Origin of the sequence: Dickeya sp. ws52 (assembly GCF_007210685.1) — a bacterium.
In the GTDB taxonomy this organism is placed as follows: domain Bacteria; phylum Pseudomonadota; class Gammaproteobacteria; order Enterobacterales; family Enterobacteriaceae; genus Dickeya; species Dickeya chrysanthemi.
Genome location: NZ_SZVX01000024.1, coordinates 1 through 16,314, shown reverse-complemented (window position 1 = coordinate 16,314; position 16,314 = coordinate 1). Strand labels below are relative to the sequence as shown.

Below are 16,314 nucleotides of genomic sequence, written 5' to 3'. Positions count from 1 at the left end.
AAAATGACGGGCCTGTTACGGGTAAAGCTAAGCAGGCGGCTTGTCAAGGTACGCGATATCGGGTGTGTTAGCACAGGGTGGCGATAATCACCTGGTCGGCATTAAAACTGGCGTAGACCGCCATCTCCGGCTGCAAGCCTTGCCGCGCCACCTCATCGTTGGACAAGGTGGCGCAGACCACTTCGCCGCCTTCCAGCGTCACCAGCACTTCACTCTGCGCCGAGCCGGGCTGCAGGCTGCTGATACGGCCCGGCAATACATTGTCGTGAGCCGGCGTCGGTTCCATTTGCGGGGTGATGGTGACCCAGGGGGCTTTGATTAACGCCAACACTTCTTTGCCGCTGGTCAGTTGCAGCCGGTCGGCACTTTGTTGAGTCAGTGCGCCTTGAATGCGGGTATGACCATCCGCCAGCAGGATAGACAGGTGCTGTTGTACCTGTTGCCGATCACGTTCCAGAACGGTGCCGAAAAACTGGTTGCGAGCGCTGGTTTGCAGCGAAAAACGGGCGATAGCCGCCAGCAGGCTGTCCAGCGGCAGCGTATCGTCTTGCAGGACATCGAAGGCTTTTTGTTGAATCTGCCCTAACAGATCATACAGTTGCAGCAGCCGTTCACCGTAACGCGTCAGCACCGCACCGCCGCCGCCTTTACCGCCGGTGGTGCGTTCAACGATGGTTTGCTCCGACAACTGATTCATTTCATTGATCGCGTCCCAGGCGCTTTTGTAGCTGATATCGGCCAGCCGCGCTCCCTGACTGATGGAGCCGGTTTGCTGCACTTGCTTAAGTAGTGCGATGCGACGCGGGTCGGCGAAGAGCCGTTGCTGGAGTTTGAGGGTAAGAAGAATTTCTGCTTGCATGATCACATCCGTATCTGGGCCGCTAATCGTTTGTATTGTCATCGTTTTGCGTCAAACAGGCAAACCGCACAAATGGCCGCTCTAATTCCGGCGATTCAGGTAAACTCGTTGGCAGCAATAGGGTCAGGATAGCCTACCCTGAATCAATGAGATGCTGGCGTTGTAACGGTCAGCCACGGTGAAAGATGAGGTCGATATGTTTGAATTGCTGAAAAGCCTGGTGTTTGCGGTGTGCATGGTGCCGGTGATGATGGCACTGATTTTGGGGGCTATTTATGGGCTGGGCGAAGTATTCAACCTGTTTTCCGCCTTCGGCCATCGCGAGTCTTCCGCAGCGCGTAAATAAGCGCTCTCGATTTCCTATTTTGACGAATCCGGCGTTTGCCGGATTTTTTTTGCTTAAGAACAATGACAATGCGATGGATATTCTGTATTTATCGTTATGTGATTAACTACATAACGAAAATGTCAGGAGAGAGAATGAAACAGCAATGGAATTATTGGTTGACGGCCGCTGCGTTAACTCTGGGGATGAGCGCAAACACGGCGCTGGCGCAGGATAAAGTCACGGTGTTTGCCGCCGCCTCGCTGACCAATGCATTACAGGATATCGCCGCGCAATACCAAAAGGAAAAGCAGGTTTCCATCGTGGCGTCCTACGCTTCATCCTCAACGCTGGCGCGCCAGATAGAACAAGGCGCACCCGCCGACCTGTTTATCTCGGCCGATCAACAGTGGATGGATTACGCTCAGGGTAAACAACTGACCGAAAACGAGACCCGCTATACCTTGCTGGGGAACAAACTGGTGGTGATTGCCCCTAAATCCGCCGAGACGAAAGGCTTCAAGATCGATGACAAGACCGACTGGAAAGCGTTGCTGAACGGCGGGCGTTTGTCGGTCGGCGACCCGGATCACGTGCCGGCGGGGATCTACGCCAAAGAAGCGTTGCAGAAACTGAACGCCTGGGACACGCTCTCGCCGCTGATGGCGCGCGCGAATGACGTGCGGGCGGCCATGGTGCTGGTGGAGCGTGAAGAAGCGCCGTTAGGGATTGTCTACGGGTCGGACGCCGTCGCCAGTACGAAGGTGAAAGTGGTCGGCATTTTCCCGGATAACACCCATAAACCGGTGGAATACCCGATGGCCATCGTCAAAGGTCACAATACGCCGGCAGTCAAAGCCTTCTTTGATTACCTGAAAACCCCACAGGCCGCCGTTGTGTTTAAACAATACGGGTTTACGCCGGTTAATGCTGCTCAGTGATTACGAATGGCAGGCGGTTTCGCTGAGCCTTAAAGTATCGCTGGTGGCGGTCGGTTGCAGTTTGCCGCTGGGTATTCTGGCCGCCTGGGTACTGGCGCGTTGCCGTTTTGTCGGTAAGTCGCTGCTGGATAGCGTGATCCATCTGCCGCTGGTGCTGCCGCCGGTGGTGATCGGCTATTTGCTGCTGATCGTCATGGGGCGCAAAGGCGTGGTCGGCAGTTGGCTCTATAACTGGTTCGGCTTTAGCTTCAGTTTTAGCTGGCATGGCGCGGCGTTGGCGTCGGCGGTGGTGGCGTTTCCGTTGATGGTGCGCGCCATTCGGCTGGCGCTGGAGGCGGTGGATACCCGGCTGGAACTGGCGGCGCGTACGCTGGGCGCCGGGCGCTGGCGGGTGTTTTTCACCATCACGCTGCCGCTGACGCTGCCGGGGATTATTGTCGGCACCGTACTGGCGTTCGCCCGATCGTTGGGTGAATTCGGCGCCACCATCACCTTTGTGTCTAATATTCCAGGCGAAACCCGCACCATTCCCAATGCCATGTATACGCTGATAGAAACGCCGGGAGCGGAAATGCAGGCGGCTCGCTTGTGCGTTATCGCCATTGGCTTGTCGTTGGTGTCGCTGCTGTTGTCGGAATGGCTCACCCGCTGGAGCCGTAAACGGTTGGGGGGATAATGCTGCAACTGGATTTTACTCAGCAACTGGGCGACCTGACGCTCAGCGTCGCCGCCCAGCTTCCGGCCAGCGGGATTACCGCCGTGTTCGGTGTCTCGGGGGCCGGGAAAACGTCGCTGATTAATGCGATTGTCGGCCTGACCCGGCCGGATAGCGGGCGCATCCAGCTCAACGATCGGGTGCTGTCCGATCGGGAACAAAGGGTGTTCCTGCCGCCGGAGAAACGTCGCATCGGTTACGTGTTTCAGGATGCGCGCCTCTTCCCGCACTACCGGGTATTAGGGAATTTACGTTACGGCATGGCCGCACCGATGCAGGCGCAGTTCGACGATATCGTGCAGTTGCTCGGCATCGGGCATTTGCTGAAACGCTATCCGTTGACGTTGTCCGGCGGGGAGAAGCAGCGGGTGGCGATTGGCCGTGCGTTGCTGACGGCACCGGAATTGCTGCTGATGGACGAGCCGTTGGCGTCGCTGGATGCACCGCGCAAGCGTGAACTGCTGCCGTACCTGGAGCGACTGGCCCGCGAGGTCAACACGCCGATTTTGTACGTCAGCCACAGTCTGGAAGAGGTGGTGCGGCTGGCGGACGGGGTGTTGATATTGGATAAAGGGCGGGTGAAAGCGCAGGGTACGCTGGAAGAGGTCTGGGCCGGCAATGCGCTGCGCGCCTGGTTGCCGCGAGAAGAGCAGAGCAGCATTTTGAAGGTGACGGTGATGGAACATCACCCGCATTACGCCATGACCGCGCTGTCGCTGGGTGAACAGCCCCTGTGGGTCGGCCGTGTTGACGCACCGCCCGGCCGTGTGCTGCGTATCCGCATCAATGCGGCGGATGTGTCGTTGGTGACGCAACGTCCGGCAGTCAGCAGCATCCGTAATGTGCTGTCGGCCTGCGTGGTGGAATGCCTTGACGTGGGCGAACAGGTAGAGGTGAAGCTGGATATCGGGGGGCAAATTCTATGGGCGCGTATCACGCCCTGGGCGCGGGACGAACTGGCGCTGACGGCTGGGCAACGTCTCTACGCTCAGGTCAAAAGCGTGTCGATTACGCCATGATGTCTTCCCTGCCCGCCACGGCACCACACCTGCGTGGGCCGTGGTGGCGTCAGGCCAGCACCCGGCGGCGAATCACCTCGGCGATGCCGGGTTGTTCATGATGTTCGATCACCAGATCGGCGTGAGCTTTGACGTCATCGGCGCTGTTGCCCATCGCGACACCCAACCCGGCGGCGGACAACATGCTGATGTCGTTGTAGTTATCGCCGAACGCCACCACCTCGTCCATGCTGAACCCTTGCGATTCCACCCACCGTTGCAGTAACCGGCCTTTGCTGTTGCCGGTTTGGGCGATATCCACCTGATCCATCCATGACCATTCGCAGGCCAAACCTAACTCCTCTTCAACCCGTTTGGCGAAGTCATTCAGCACGGCGGTATCGGTATGGTGGGTGGCGAATTTCCAAATAGAACGGCTGTTGTCGGTGGCGGTCATCAGGTCGTCCACCTGACGAAACACCGGCCGCTGTGATTCCGGCAGTTGTTCCGCCCAGGTCTGCGTGCGGGTAATGTGACCGGTAATGTGTTGATAGAGCATCGCATCGTCCGCGTACATCAGGCCGTGGATGGCGAATTGCTGTAAGCGTTGCAGCACGCTTTTGGCCTGCGTCGGCGTCAGCGGGTTGGCGTCGCGGGTTTGCCCGGTCTGGTAGTCGTACAGGTAGGTGCCGTTGCAGCAGATAGCCGGGGTATCCAGCGCCAGCGCCTGATAAAACGGATGGATAGCCGAGTGGTGGCGGCCGGTCACGATGATGACCTTGATCCCGGCCTGTTGGGCTAGCGCCAGCGCCTGTAAGGATTCCGGTAAAATCGTTTTCTTTTGCGTTAACAAGGTGCCGTCCAGATCGAGGGCAATGATGCGATAGGTCATGGTATTCTCAACGGGTTATCGGGTTCACTTCTTTGGGATGGTACACTGGAAGCCATTCAAAGTAACAGGGCCTTTTTCCGTGCGGGTTCTCACGTCAGGAGCCTGTACCGATGAACGAAAGCATAGCCTGAGTTAACGAGGCGCACCTGTCGCCTCAGCGGTGCCAACAAGGAGAATCGAATGCAGCAAGTGGTTTATATCGCCAGTCCGGAAAGTCAGCAGATCCATGTCTGGCAACTCGCTTCCAGCGGGGAGTTGAGCTTGTTACAGGTGGTTGATGTTCCCGGACAGGTGCAGCCGATGGTTATCGCGCCGGATAAACGTCACCTGTACGTCGGGGTGCGTCCTGAGTTTCGGCTGATCAGCTATCGGATTGATGCACAAGGGAAACTGAGTGAAGCCGGTGTAGCGCCGTTGCCGGGCAGCCCGACGCACCTGTCTACCGATCAGCGTGGGCGTTTCCTGTTCAGCGCCTCTTACAGCGACGCCTGCGTCAGCGTCAGCCCGATTGGCGACGACGGTGTGGTGCAGGCGCCTGTCCAGCAATTAGACGGGTTGGAAGGGTGCCATTCCACCAATATCGACCCGGCTAACCGTGTGTTGTGGGCACCTTGCCTGAAAGAAAATCGTATCCGTTTGTATGACGTCGCCGACGATGGACGTTTGACTGAAAGCCAGCCCGCAGAACAGCGTGCGGCGGCGGGTGCCGGGCCGCGCCATATGGCTTACCACCCGAATAACCGTTTTACCTACTGCATCAACGAACTGAACAGTTCAGTGGATGTGTTCGAACTGGATGCGCAGGGCGAAGGCAAACGCATTCAGACGCTGAACGCCATGCCGGCCGATTTCACCGGCACTTGCTGGGCGGCGGATATCCATATCACGCCGGACGGTCGTCACCTGTATACGACGGATCGTACCGCCAGTCTGATTTCCATTTTCCAGGTATCGGCACAGGACGGTATGCTGACGCTGGCCGGGCACCAGCCGACGGAAACCCAGCCGCGCGGTTTTAACATCGACCATAGCGGCCGTTTCCTGATCGCTGCGGGTCAGAAATCCCATCACATTGAGGTTTACGGCATTCAGCCGGACAACGGTAGCCTGACGCCGCTGGCGCGCTATGCGGTTGGTCAGGGGCCGATGTGGGTGTCGGTACTGGCGCTGGATTGATAACGAATACCGGCAGATAGCAGAAAATTAACGCGCTGCGGTAACGCAGCGCGCATTCTCCCGGCGGGTTAGCCGCGGTATTCGATAATCGACAATCCGGCGTTGTAGTCGGTGCTATAGATAATCCCTTGTGCATCGACAAACACGTCGCAGGATTGAATAACCTGAGGGCGGCCGGGGCGTTTATCGATCATGCGCTCGGGCGCGGCGGGCACCAGCGCGCCGGTTTCTTTCGGCCGATACGGGTTGCTGATGTCGTAAGCGCGCACGCCGGCATTCTGGTAGGTGGCGAAGATCAGCGTCGAGCTAATGAAGCTGCCCGGTCGGTTTTCATGCAGATTGTGCGGGCCGAAGTGCGCGCCTTTCTTCACATAGTCGGTTTCACTGGGTTGCGGGAAGGTGGCGATGCTGACCGGGTTGGACGGCTCGCGGATATCAAACACCCAAATCAGCTTTTCGCCGTCTTCCTGATTATCCAGCACCGCTTCATCCAGCACGATCAGCAAGTCGCGGTCCGGCAACGGCAGCGCCGTGTGCGTACCGCCGCCAAACGGCGGGCTCCAGTTGCGATGGCTGATGAGCCGCGGCTGGGTGCGATCGCTGACGTCCAGCAGCGTCAGGCCGCCGTCGCGCCAGCTGCCGTAAGCGGTATCGCCGCTGACAATCGCGTGGTGCAGCGCGTAGCGTTTGCCTTCCGGCCAGCTCGGTGTTTCACCGACGGCGGTGTGCATACCTGGCAGCCAGTAACGGCCGGCGACCTCCGGTTTGCGCGGGTCAGCCAGGTCGATGGTCAGAAAAATGTAGTCGCTGTAGCCATCCAGTAACGCGGAAACGTATGCCCAGCGTCCGCCCACGTACCAGATGCGGTGGATGCCGATGCCATCAAGCGGCAGGAAGCTGATTTCACGCGGTTGGTCCGGTGTGGCGATATCGAATATCCGTAACCCGGCGCTCCAGTGTTTATCCTGTTGACCGGTGCTGACCGTCTCCGCCACCGAGCGAGTGTAGTAGACTTTTTCTTCGGCGAAGCGCGCATCGGCGAACAGATCGCGCGCGTTGACCACCAGCAGCAGGTCATCGTGGGTTTGCAAGTGGATGTTCCAGGTGCCCGGCGGCGCGGCGATAAAACCGGCCGGTTTAGGGTTTTTCGGGTCACGCACATCGACGATGGAAACACCCTGCGACACCATGTGTCCGATATAGGCGTAACCACGATGCACCATCACCTGTACGCCATCAGGACGCCCGCCCTGATCGCTGTGTCCAATCAGCCGCATGTTGCGGCTGTATTCCGGCATGGGCAGGGGCGCTGATGCCATATAAGCCTCCGTTATAACAGATCTTTATTTGCTTTTGGCTTCCAGTGTAGCAAACCACGGAGCGATAAAGTCATTGGTCTGGCCCCATCCCGGGATGATTTTCGCCAGCCCCGCCACATTGACCGGCCCTGGCTGGCTGACCAGTAACGCCTGTGGAATGCTGGCGGCGCGGAATTCGTACGTTGGCGGCGTCGGTTCGCCGGCTATCTTGTTAGCCACCAGACGCAGGTTGACCTTGCCGATCAGTTTCGGGTCCACCGCCACGCTCACTTTCCACGGGCTATTGGCTTCACGCATCAGTTGCAGATCCTGATTGGAAATATCGATGCTGTAGAGCTTTACCTCGGTACGACCGTTTTCTTTCAGCGCCTTGTACGCTCCCTGACTGAAGGCATCCCAGGCCCCCCAGATAGCGTCAATCTTACCTTTCGGGTATTTCGCCAGAATCGCGCCCACTTTATTGGCGGTATCGCCCTGCACATCAGAGGAGACGGCGCCGATGGATTCCAGCTCTTTAATGCCGGGATTGTCTTTCAGGATCTGCTGGTACGCCGTCTGGCGGCGTTCCATCGGCGGGAAGCCTGCCACCCACAGTTTGATGATGTTGGCTTTGCCGTTGAAATCCTTCACTAACTGGCCCAGTGATTCGTTGGCCAGCGAAGCGTCGTCTTGCTGGGTCACGGTAACGCCGGGGATGGTTTTATCGACCGCAGTATCAAACACCGCCACCTTGATGCCGCTGTCGACAATGCGTTGGATAAGGTCGGTGGAATAGGGCGCACGACCCTGCGACAGGATAATGCCGTCGTATTTCTGGCTGATGGCCTGGTTGACGAAATCCTGAAATTTAGCGTCGTCGCCGTTGCTCAGGAAGGTACTGATTTTGAACCCCAGCTTTTTGCCCTCTTCCAATACGCCGGAAACGAACTGGGTGGTGTTGTCGTCTGAACCGAGATTGCGGATCACGGCGATGCGCACCGGTCCCTGATGATTAGCGATGGCGGCCGGTATCGGGGCGGCGGTAGCCGGTGTTTCCGCCGCCAGCGTGGAGAACGACGCCGTCAGGCTCAGTGCCAGCAATGCAGCAGGGAATTTTTTCATTTTCAATCCTCGGTGTTGTTAAGCAAGTGTTGTGAAGCAAGTTCGCAGCTTTATGGATATCTTTATGTCTGGATGTCTATTTTAGTGATGAGGAATCATAGCGGGTAACCGCACAGCGTGCAAAGGGGGCGGATTATGCCTTTTGGGCTTAGCTTATAACTTTTCGTTCAATGGGATAGCAGGCGACGGGAGAGGCGGAAAATAAACGCACCCAGCCGGCTGGGTGCGTGCGGCATGACTTATTGCTCGAAGAATTTGATGTCCTGACCCAGTTTGCACAGGTAACTCAGCGTGTTGCCGCGCTGTTGCAGGCTGGGCAGGTTAAACATAAAGGTGGTGAAGCGTACGGTGTTGTCCGGTTGCACCTGATAACGCATGAACTGCTGGATCGGCGTGCCGTCGTTGGCAACGGTAAAATGTTCATCGCTGAACGACAGCGTGCCGTTATCTACCAGACGATAGGCGTTAATATGCAGGCCGCCGCGGGTCTTGCTGGCCGAGGTGCCCTCCTGTGGTGTACAGGCGGATAAATCAATGGTGACATTGACGCTGCGTCCCTGATTCAGGGCAGTAATCACGTCATCGGCGCTTTTCAGCGATTTGGTCGCCATCGCCGGGGCGGCGGCGGCAAGCAGGGCTGTGCTCAGTAGCAACGGGGTGATACGAGACATTCGATATTCCTCCATGATCGAGAATTGGCCTGGGCGTCGTGACTATCACGTACGGCACAAAGCACACACTGCGTGAAGGTGCAGGCCAACGACGCACGCCGCTAAGTGCGCAACGTGATAATCACGACGAGACACTGTTTATCATGGCAGCGACGAAAGTGCCATGCCGTTTATCCGAATAACGACATGGTCAGAGGTGTTAACAACGGTAACAGACAGGGTAGGAGGCACGGTATAGCAATGGCGAGACGGAAAAAATCAGGCCGGTAGACCGGCCTGATTTTCATGGAGTTACTTGATTTGCATCCCGGGTTGGGCGCCGCTGTCGGGGCTCAACAGGAAGATGTCTTTGCCGCCGGGGCCTGCTGCCATCACCATGCCTTCGGAGACGCCAAAGCGCATTTTACGCGGCGCCAGATTGGCGACCAGTACCGTCAGGCGGCCTTCCAGCGCGCTCGGCTCCGGGTAGGCGGCGCGGATACCGGAGAACACCTGGCGGGTTTGACCACCCAGATCCAGCGTCAGCCGTAGCAGTTTGTCTGAACCCTCTACCATCTCAGCTTTCTGGATCAAGGCTACGCGCATGTCGACTTTGTCGAAATCGGCGAAATCGATGGTGTCCTGAATCGGGTTATCGGCCAACGGGCCGGAGGCCGGTTTGGCGGCTGCGGCCGCTTCCTCTTTGGAGGCGTCCACCATGCCTTGCACGTGTGCGATGTCGATACGGTTAAACAGCGCCTTAAACGCTCCGACCCGATGGTTCGTCAGCGGTTGAGCCAGGTTATCCCAGCGCAGCTCGGTTTGCAGGAAGGCTTCGGCACGTTCCGTCAGCGAAGGCAATACCGGCTTCAGGTAGGTCATCAGCACGCGGAACAGGTTGATGCCCATCGAGCAAATCGCTTGCAGGTCGGCATCGCGGCCTTCCTGTTTGGCGACGACCCACGGCGCTTGTTCGTCGACATAGCGGTTGGCGAGATCCGCCAGCGCCATGATTTCGCGGATAGCCTTGCCGGACTCGCGGCTGCCGTACGCCTCGGCGATGGTCTGTGCGGCGTCGATAAAGGTTTGATACAGCGCCGCATCCGCCAGTTGATCCGCCAGTTGGCCGTCAAAACGTTTGTTGATGAAACCGGCGTTGCGCGACGCCAGATTCACCACCTTGTTGACGATATCGGCGTTTACGCGCTGCACGAAGTCTTCCAGATTGAGGTCGATATCATCAATGCGCGACGACAGTTTGGCGGCGTAGTAGTAACGCAGGCAGTCGGCATCCAGATGTTTCAGATAGGTATCGGCCTTGATAAAGGTGCCGCGCGACTTGGACATTTTGGCGCCGTTTACCGTCACATAGCCGTGCACGAACAGGTTGGTCGGCTTGCGGAAACCGCTGCCTTCCAGCATCGCAGGCCAGAACAGGCTGTGGAAGTAAACGATGTCTTTGCCGATGAAGTGGTACAGCTCGGTGCTGGAGTCTTTACGCCAGAATTCATCGAAATTGAGATCGCCGCGTTTATCGCACAGGTTTTTGAACGACCCCATGTAGCCGATCGGCGCATCCAGCCAGACGTAAAAATATTTACCCGGCGCATCCGGGACTTCGAAACCGAAATAAGGGGCGTCGCGGGTAATATCCCACTGTTGCAGCCCGGAATCGAACCACTCCTGCATCTTGTTGGCGACCTGTTCCTGCAACGCGCCGGAGCGGGTCCAACCTTGCAGCATGTCGCTGAATGCCGGCAAGTCGAAGAAGAAGTGCTCGGATTCGCGCATCACCGGCGTCGCACCGGACACGGCGGATTTCGGGTCGATAAGCTCGGTCGGGCTGTAGGTGGCGCCGCAGACTTCGCAGTTGTCGCCGTACTGATCCGCTGCCTTACATTTCGGGCAGGTGCCTTTTACAAAGCGATCCGGCAGGAACATGCTTTTTTCCGGGTCGAACAGTTGGGAAATCGTGCGGTTCTTGATAAAACCGTTTTCCTTCAGCCGACGATAAATCAACCCGGACAATTCGCGGTTCTCCTCGCTGTGCGTGGAGTGATAGTTGTCGTAGCTGATGTTGAACCCGGCGAAATCCTGCTGGTGTTCCTGACTCACCGTCGCAATCATCTGCTCCGGCGCGACGCCCATCTGCTGTGCTTTGAGCATGATCGGCGTGCCGTGGGCGTCGTCCGCACAGATAAAGTGGACCTGATTGCCGCGCATTCGCTGGTAACGGACCCAAATATCCGCCTGAATGTGTTCGAGCATGTGGCCAAGGTGGATCGGACCGTTAGCATAAGGCAGCGCGCACGTTACCAAAATTTTGTTTGCGACTTGAGTCATAGTGGGGAACTTGCTTGTTGGTTGGTGAATAAATTAAGAAGGAGCCCAGATGTTACCCCATCGCGCCGTAATGCGTAAACCTTGGGGCGACGCGGGCTGCAACAAAACCCCTGCCTGTCGGCGGTGATGACGGTGCCGCTGGGTTTGAGTTGCGCCGGGTGCGGAGAAGTTCCGGCTCTTTTTTCCACATCGGGCATTGTGCGATACACCCACATACGGGCGTTCTGCTATGCTAGGGCCGCTGTGACAATGACTTTAATTCAAACTCAAGGAGCCGGGATGAACGATAAACTCCCCGCGCAAAACCCCGAGATGTTGCGCGCCGTGGTAAATGGCGTACTTTCCTCCTTTTCGCACCCGACGCTGAAAAACAACCTGACCACGCTGAATGCGTTGCATCACTGTGCATTGATGGATGATGTCTTGCATATCGAACTGACTATGCCGTTTGTCTGGCTGAGCGGGATGGCGGATTTAAAAGACAGCGTTAGCGAAGAGCTGTTACGCCTGAGCGGCGCCCGTGAAGTGGAATGGCGATTGACGCATAACATCGCCACGCTGCGCCGCGTTAACAATCAGGCCGGTGTGAAGGGGGTGAAGAATATTATCGCCGTCAGCTCCGGCAAGGGCGGCGTCGGCAAATCCAGTACCGCGGTGAATATGGCGTTGGCGCTGGCGGCCGAAGGGGCGAGCGTCGGCATTCTGGACGCGGATATTTACGGGCCGTCCATCCCCACCATGCTGGGGGCGGCCAACGAACGGCCGACTTCGCCGGATGGGCAACACATGGCGCCGATCATGGCGCATGGTCTTGCCACCAACTCCATCGGTTATCTGGTCACCGACGATAACGCCATGGTATGGCGCGGGCCGATGGCCAGCAAGGCGCTGCTGCAACTGTTGCAGGATACGCTGTGGCCGGATCTGGATTATCTGGTGTTGGACATGCCGCCGGGCACCGGCGACATCCAACTGACGCTGGCGCAGAATGTGCCGGTCACCGGTGCGGTGGTGGTCACCACGCCGCAGGACATCGCGCTGGTGGATGCGATGAAAGGCATCGTGATGTTCGAGAAGGTGAAGGTGCCGGTATTGGGCATCGTAGAGAACATGAGCGTGCACATTTGCAGTAACTGCGGGCATCTGGAGCCGATTTTCGGCACCGGCGGCGCGCAAAAACTGGCGGAAAAATACCACTGCGCCTTGCTGGGCCAGTTGCCGCTGCATATTTCGCTGCGTGAAGACCTCGACCGTGGCGAGCCGACGGTGGTCAGCCAGCCGGACAGCGAGTTTACCCAGTTGTACCGCGAACTGGCAGGGCAGGTTGCAGCCCAGCTGTTCTGGCAGGGTGACGTGATCCCGACGGAAATCGCGTTTCGCGCGGTGTGACCGTCTTAAACGGATACCGTGATGTGAGGCGGTATCCGTTGTTTTTACCGCCCGACGTAACGTGACGACCGGATGCTGAGCGTACCGATAGCATAAGCGTACCGATAGCATAAGCGTACCGATAGCATCAGCCCGCGTAATGCTGGCGCGAATCGTGCTAACTCCCTATAATTGCCGCGTCCAGACACGTCAGGCCGTATTCCGCAATCAACCACGCAGGTTGCGGGTGACTCTCTCAGGCGGACGATTTCGAACGAATCGTGCCTGAACCGTACGGCGTGTCCCCCTCCTTTTTTATTTTAATCAGGTCTTTATTGCCATGACTGATAAGTCTCGCCAGTGTGTCATCATCGGGATTGCCGGCGCGTCCGCGTCCGGAAAAAGTCTTATTGCCAGCACTCTGTATCGCGAATTACGCGATCAGGTCGGTGATGAACACATCGGCGTTATTCCGGAAGACAGCTACTACAAGGATCAATCCCACCTGACCATGGACGAACGGGTCAAAACCAATTACGACCACCCCAGCGCGATGGATCACAGCCTGCTGTTGCAACACTTGCAGATGCTTAAAGCCGGTCAGCCGATCGCGCTGCCGCAATATAGCTATGTGCAGCACACCCGTTTGCAGGAAACGGTGCATCTGGCGCCGAAAAAGGTGATTATCCTGGAGGGTATCCTGCTGTTGACCGATGCCCGGTTGCGTGAAGAGCTGAATTTTTCGATTTTTGTCGATACCCCGCTGGATATCTGCCTGATGCGCCGTATGCGTCGTGATGTTAATGAGCGCGGCCGCTCAATGGATTCGGTGATGGAGCAATATCAGAAAACGGTACGGCCGATGTTCCTGCAATTTATCGATCCGTCCAAGCAGTATGCGGACATTATCGTACCGCGCGGCGGCAAAAACCGTATCGCCATCGATATTCTGAAGGCGAAAATCAGCCAGTTCTTTGAATAGGCCGATTTGCTGAGAAAATCCTTAAAGCAGGTGGAATCAGCGTGGTATTTCCGGCGCTGCTGTGGCAGTTTGAACACCTGCAAAAGTCTGACTGGAGAAGATGATGAGACTGTGCGACCGTGACATTGAAACCTGGCTGGATGACGGCCGTCTGGTGATTACGCCGCGTCCCCCGATTGAACGGATTAACGGAGCTACGGTGGATGTGCGGTTGGGCAATCAGTTCCGGGTGTTCAGCGGCCATACCGCACCGTTTATCGACTTGAGCGGGCCGAAGGATGAAGTGAGCGCCGCGCTGGATCGCGTCATGAGTGATGAGATCAATTTGGCGCAAGGCGATGCCTTTTTCCTTCATCCGGGTGAGCTGGCGTTGGCGGTGACGCTGGAATCGGTCACGCTGCCGGATAATTTGGTCGGCTGGCTGGATGGCCGCTCCTCGTTGGCGCGTCTGGGGTTAATGGTGCATGTGACCGCTCACCGTATCGATCCAGGCTGGCAGGGGTGCATCGTGCTGGAGTTCTACAACTCGGGTAAATTACCGCTGGCGTTGCGCCCCGGTATGATCATCGGCGCGTTGAGTTTCGAGCCGCTCTCCGGCCCGGCGGCTCGGCCGTATAACCGCCGTGAAGATGCGAAATACAAGGATCAGCAAGGCGCAGTGGCAAGCCGGATCGATAAAGACTAGCTGGGCCAGAGGCGACAGCGAATGAGGATGGCATGAGAAGATTGTTGACCGCGCTGGTGATACTGCTGGTGGTGCTGGCCGCCGGTATGACGGCGTTGGTGGTGTTGATCAACCCGAATGATTTCCGGGCGTATATGGTGCGTAAGGTTGAGGCGCGCACCGGTTACCGATTGAACCTGGACGGCGACCTGCGCTGGCATGTCTGGCCGCAACTGAGCATTCTGTCGGGCAATTTGTCGGTGAGTGCGCCAGGGGCCGCCGCTCCGGTGATCAGTGCTGAGAATATGCGGCTGGACGTGAAGCTATGGCCGTTGTTATCTCATCAACTGGAAGTGAAGCAGGTGATGCTGAAAGGCGCGGTTATTCGTCTGACGCCGGACAGCGAAGCGAAAGTGGCGGGCCCGGCGCCGATTGCGCCGGCGGGCTCATCGGTGTCGGAACCGGAAACGCCGTGGCGTTTCGATGTTAATCGGGTGGAGGTCGCCGATAGCGTGCTGGTGTTCCAGCGGGGTAACGCGCCGGTGCTGAATGTGCGGGATATCAACCTGAAAATGGAGAGCGACGACACCCGGCAGGTGAGGGTATCGCTTTCCAGCCGCTTTAACCGTGATCAGCGCGATTTGTCGTTTTCTCTTGATGCCTTGCTGGATATGCAAAACTATCCGCAACAGGTCGGTGCCGATATCGGCAGCGTCAACTACCAGTTGCAGGGCGCAGGTCTGCCGACGGAAGGTATCAGCGGTAAAGGCGCGATTCGCGGCAGTTATCAGCGCCAGCCAGAGAAACTGACCGTCAACCAGTTTACGCTCAGCGCCAATAATAGTCAGCTAAATGGATCGCTGTCGGCCACGTTCGGCACGACGCCGGAATACGTGCTGGCCTTGCAGTCGGAAAAACTGGATCTGGATGCATTGCTGGGCCTGGCGCATACCTCTTCGGCCAGCGAGAGCGGCGACAAAACGGTCATCGCCAGGCCGGTATTTTCGCATGAGCAACCGCCGGAGCCTTATCAGGGGCTGCGTAATTCCATTGCCCGGGTAGCGGTAAATGCCAATACGCTGATCTACCACGGTATGAGCATCAATCAGTTTGTCCTGAAAGGCAGTAATCAGCACGGCAACGTCAAGGTGGCCGACTTTAGCGGTCAGATTGGTGACGGCCGTTTCTCTATTCCGGGGAGTATGGATGTTGATGCTTCTCCTGCGATCACGATTCAGCCAACCCTGAGCGCGTTGCCGTTGTCGGCGTTGCTGTCGGTGTTTGATCTGCCCGACGGTCTGGACGGTAAGCTGAGTCTGCGAGGCCGGCTAAGTGGTAATGAGCTGTCGCGGCAGGCGGTGATATCGCAGTGGCGCGGCACGGCGGCGGTACAGTTCGACGCATTACGGCTCTCCGGGCTGAATATTCAGCAACTGATCCAGCAGGCGGTGGCGCGCAGCAATAGCGGCGTTCAGGTGCCGGATGACTATACCCGCTATACCGATATTCAACAGATGCGCGGCGAGGCGACGCTTAACGCCGGCAAGCTGGATTTGCAGTCATTATCCGGGCAGTCTGACGTGTTGGCATTACAGGGCGACGGGCAGTTCGATTTAGCGGCGCAGCGCTGCGATATCAACGTCGATGTGCGGATAACGCAAGGGTGGAAAGGGGATGGGCAGTGGGTTCAACTGTTGCGGGATACGGCGATTCCTTTCCGGTTGTATGGCGAATTCGGTAACCTGAACTACCAGTTGCAGGTTGATCAGGTTCTGCGTAAGCGCTTGCAGGATGAAATGAAAAAACGCCTGAACGACTGGGCCGAGAAAAATCAGCCTGCGTCTAAAACCCCGGCGACGGGCCTGTGATCTGTATTCGCTATTTCCGGTGAAACCCTGTTTGTTGCTGTTGACAAACAGCTATATTGTCTTGTGAATGGTGAAGTTTGTCCGGTCAGTGAATAATTTCGTGCGGGATAAAC

15 protein-coding genes are annotated in these 16,314 nt (G+C 57.4%); 9 read left to right on the top strand and 6 right to left on the bottom strand.

What is annotated here, in order from left to right:
- Positions 1-67 precede the first annotated feature (67 nt).
- Positions 68-859: a molybdenum-dependent transcriptional regulator gene (gene modE, locus FDP13_RS18955; RefSeq protein ID WP_143840149.1), complete on the bottom strand. Its 792-nt coding sequence runs from the start codon at positions 857-859 to the stop codon at positions 68-70.
- A 196-nt stretch (positions 860-1,055) separates the two neighbouring features.
- Between modE and FDP13_RS18950 the strand changes: the two genes are divergently transcribed.
- The 4 genes from FDP13_RS18950 to modC all read left to right on the top strand — a co-directional run bounded on the left by FDP13_RS18950 (position 1,056) and on the right by modC (position 3,859).
- Positions 1,056-1,205, top strand: coding sequence for an AcrZ family multidrug efflux pump-associated protein (locus FDP13_RS18950; protein ID WP_012770558.1), 150 nt, complete (start codon positions 1,056-1,058; stop codon positions 1,203-1,205).
- A 134-nt stretch (positions 1,206-1,339) separates the two neighbouring features.
- A complete protein-coding gene (gene modA, locus FDP13_RS18945; protein ID WP_027712692.1) occupies positions 1,340-2,125 on the top strand; it encodes a molybdate ABC transporter substrate-binding protein in 786 nt (261 codons plus the stop codon).
- Positions 2,112-2,801, top strand: a complete 690-nt coding sequence (modB, locus tag FDP13_RS18940) for a molybdate ABC transporter permease subunit (RefSeq protein ID WP_143840148.1) — start codon at positions 2,112-2,114, stop codon at positions 2,799-2,801. Before modA ends, modB begins: the two co-directional genes overlap by 14 nt.
- Complete coding sequence (gene modC / locus FDP13_RS18935; RefSeq protein WP_033575570.1) at positions 2,801-3,859, top strand: molybdenum ABC transporter ATP-binding protein ModC; 1,059 nt, start codon at positions 2,801-2,803, stop codon at positions 3,857-3,859. Before modB ends, modC begins: the two co-directional genes overlap by 1 nt.
- Positions 3,860-3,908: 49 nt before the next feature.
- Here the strand turns inward: modC and FDP13_RS18930 are convergent, their stop codons facing one another.
- Positions 3,909-4,730, bottom strand: a complete 822-nt coding sequence (locus FDP13_RS18930) for a pyridoxal phosphatase (RefSeq protein WP_033575569.1) — start codon at positions 4,728-4,730, stop codon at positions 3,909-3,911.
- 180 nt (positions 4,731-4,910) lie between these two features.
- Here FDP13_RS18930 and pgl point away from each other — a divergent pair, with 180 nt between their 5' ends.
- A complete protein-coding gene (pgl, locus tag FDP13_RS18925) occupies positions 4,911-5,906 on the top strand; it encodes a 6-phosphogluconolactonase (RefSeq protein ID WP_143840147.1) in 996 nt (331 codons plus the stop codon).
- Between the two features lie 68 nt (positions 5,907-5,974).
- Here the strand turns inward: pgl and FDP13_RS18920 are convergent, their stop codons facing one another.
- The 4 genes from FDP13_RS18920 to metG form a co-directional block, all read right to left on the bottom strand.
- The gene (locus FDP13_RS18920; RefSeq protein WP_143840146.1) at positions 5,975-7,225 is read right to left on the bottom strand and encodes an LVIVD repeat-containing protein; all 1,251 of its coding nucleotides are present in this window, start codon (positions 7,223-7,225) and stop codon (positions 5,975-5,977) included.
- A gap of 24 nt (positions 7,226-7,249) precedes the next feature.
- A complete protein-coding gene (locus FDP13_RS18915; protein WP_012770551.1) occupies positions 7,250-8,326 on the bottom strand; it encodes a sugar ABC transporter substrate-binding protein in 1,077 nt (358 codons plus the stop codon).
- A 239-nt stretch (positions 8,327-8,565) separates the two neighbouring features.
- Complete coding sequence (locus tag FDP13_RS18910; RefSeq protein ID WP_012770550.1) at positions 8,566-8,997, bottom strand: VirK family protein; 432 nt, start codon at positions 8,995-8,997, stop codon at positions 8,566-8,568.
- Between the two features lie 291 nt (positions 8,998-9,288).
- On the bottom strand, positions 9,289-11,319 hold the full coding sequence (metG, locus tag FDP13_RS18905) for a methionine--tRNA ligase (protein WP_143840145.1): 2,031 nt from the start codon (positions 11,317-11,319) through the stop codon (positions 9,289-9,291).
- Between the two features lie 279 nt (positions 11,320-11,598).
- Between metG and apbC the strand changes: the two genes are divergently transcribed.
- The 4 genes from apbC (at position 11,599) to asmA (ending at position 16,201) form a co-directional block, all read left to right on the top strand.
- On the top strand, positions 11,599-12,708 hold the full coding sequence (gene apbC, locus FDP13_RS18900; RefSeq protein ID WP_033575564.1) for an iron-sulfur cluster carrier protein ApbC: 1,110 nt from the start codon (positions 11,599-11,601) through the stop codon (positions 12,706-12,708).
- 319 nt (positions 12,709-13,027) lie between these two features.
- On the top strand, positions 13,028-13,669 hold the full coding sequence (gene udk / locus FDP13_RS18895; RefSeq protein WP_012770547.1) for a uridine kinase: 642 nt from the start codon (positions 13,028-13,030) through the stop codon (positions 13,667-13,669).
- Positions 13,670-13,772: 103 nt separating this feature from the next.
- Positions 13,773-14,354, top strand: a complete 582-nt coding sequence (dcd, locus tag FDP13_RS18890) for a dCTP deaminase (RefSeq protein ID WP_012770546.1) — start codon at positions 13,773-13,775, stop codon at positions 14,352-14,354.
- A 32-nt stretch (positions 14,355-14,386) separates the two neighbouring features.
- On the top strand, positions 14,387-16,201 hold the full coding sequence (gene asmA / locus FDP13_RS18885) for an outer membrane assembly protein AsmA (protein WP_143840144.1): 1,815 nt from the start codon (positions 14,387-14,389) through the stop codon (positions 16,199-16,201).
- Positions 16,202-16,314: the final 113 nt, after the last annotated feature.

What these genes read in the sequence shown, in the direction of transcription:
- metG (WP_143840145.1), bottom strand. Translation starts at nt 11,319, where the DNA reads ATGACTCAAGTCGCAAACAAAATTTTGGTAACGTGCGCGCTGCCTTAT.
- modE (WP_143840149.1), bottom strand. Translation starts at nt 859, where the DNA reads ATGCAAGCAGAAATTCTTCTTACCCTCAAACTCCAGCAACGGCTCTTC.
- FDP13_RS18950 (WP_012770558.1), top strand. Translation starts at nt 1,056, where the DNA reads ATGTTTGAATTGCTGAAAAGCCTGGTGTTTGCGGTGTGCATGGTGCCG.
- FDP13_RS18920 (WP_143840146.1), bottom strand. Translation starts at nt 7,225, where the DNA reads ATGGCATCAGCGCCCCTGCCCATGCCGGAATACAGCCGCAACATGCGG.
- FDP13_RS18930 (WP_033575569.1), bottom strand. Translation starts at nt 4,730, where the DNA reads ATGACCTATCGCATCATTGCCCTCGATCTGGACGGCACCTTGTTAACG.
- asmA (WP_143840144.1), top strand. Translation starts at nt 14,387, where the DNA reads ATGAGAAGATTGTTGACCGCGCTGGTGATACTGCTGGTGGTGCTGGCC.
- modA (WP_027712692.1), top strand. Translation starts at nt 1,340, where the DNA reads ATGAAACAGCAATGGAATTATTGGTTGACGGCCGCTGCGTTAACTCTG.
- dcd (WP_012770546.1), top strand. Translation starts at nt 13,773, where the DNA reads ATGAGACTGTGCGACCGTGACATTGAAACCTGGCTGGATGACGGCCGT.
- FDP13_RS18915 (WP_012770551.1), bottom strand. Translation starts at nt 8,326, where the DNA reads ATGAAAAAATTCCCTGCTGCATTGCTGGCACTGAGCCTGACGGCGTCG.
- apbC (WP_033575564.1), top strand. Translation starts at nt 11,599, where the DNA reads ATGAACGATAAACTCCCCGCGCAAAACCCCGAGATGTTGCGCGCCGTG.
- FDP13_RS18910 (WP_012770550.1), bottom strand. Translation starts at nt 8,997, where the DNA reads ATGTCTCGTATCACCCCGTTGCTACTGAGCACAGCCCTGCTTGCCGCC.
- pgl (WP_143840147.1), top strand. Translation starts at nt 4,911, where the DNA reads ATGCAGCAAGTGGTTTATATCGCCAGTCCGGAAAGTCAGCAGATCCAT.
- modB (WP_143840148.1), top strand. Translation starts at nt 2,112, where the DNA reads ATGCTGCTCAGTGATTACGAATGGCAGGCGGTTTCGCTGAGCCTTAAA.
- modC (WP_033575570.1), top strand. Translation starts at nt 2,801, where the DNA reads ATGCTGCAACTGGATTTTACTCAGCAACTGGGCGACCTGACGCTCAGC.
- udk (WP_012770547.1), top strand. Translation starts at nt 13,028, where the DNA reads ATGACTGATAAGTCTCGCCAGTGTGTCATCATCGGGATTGCCGGCGCG.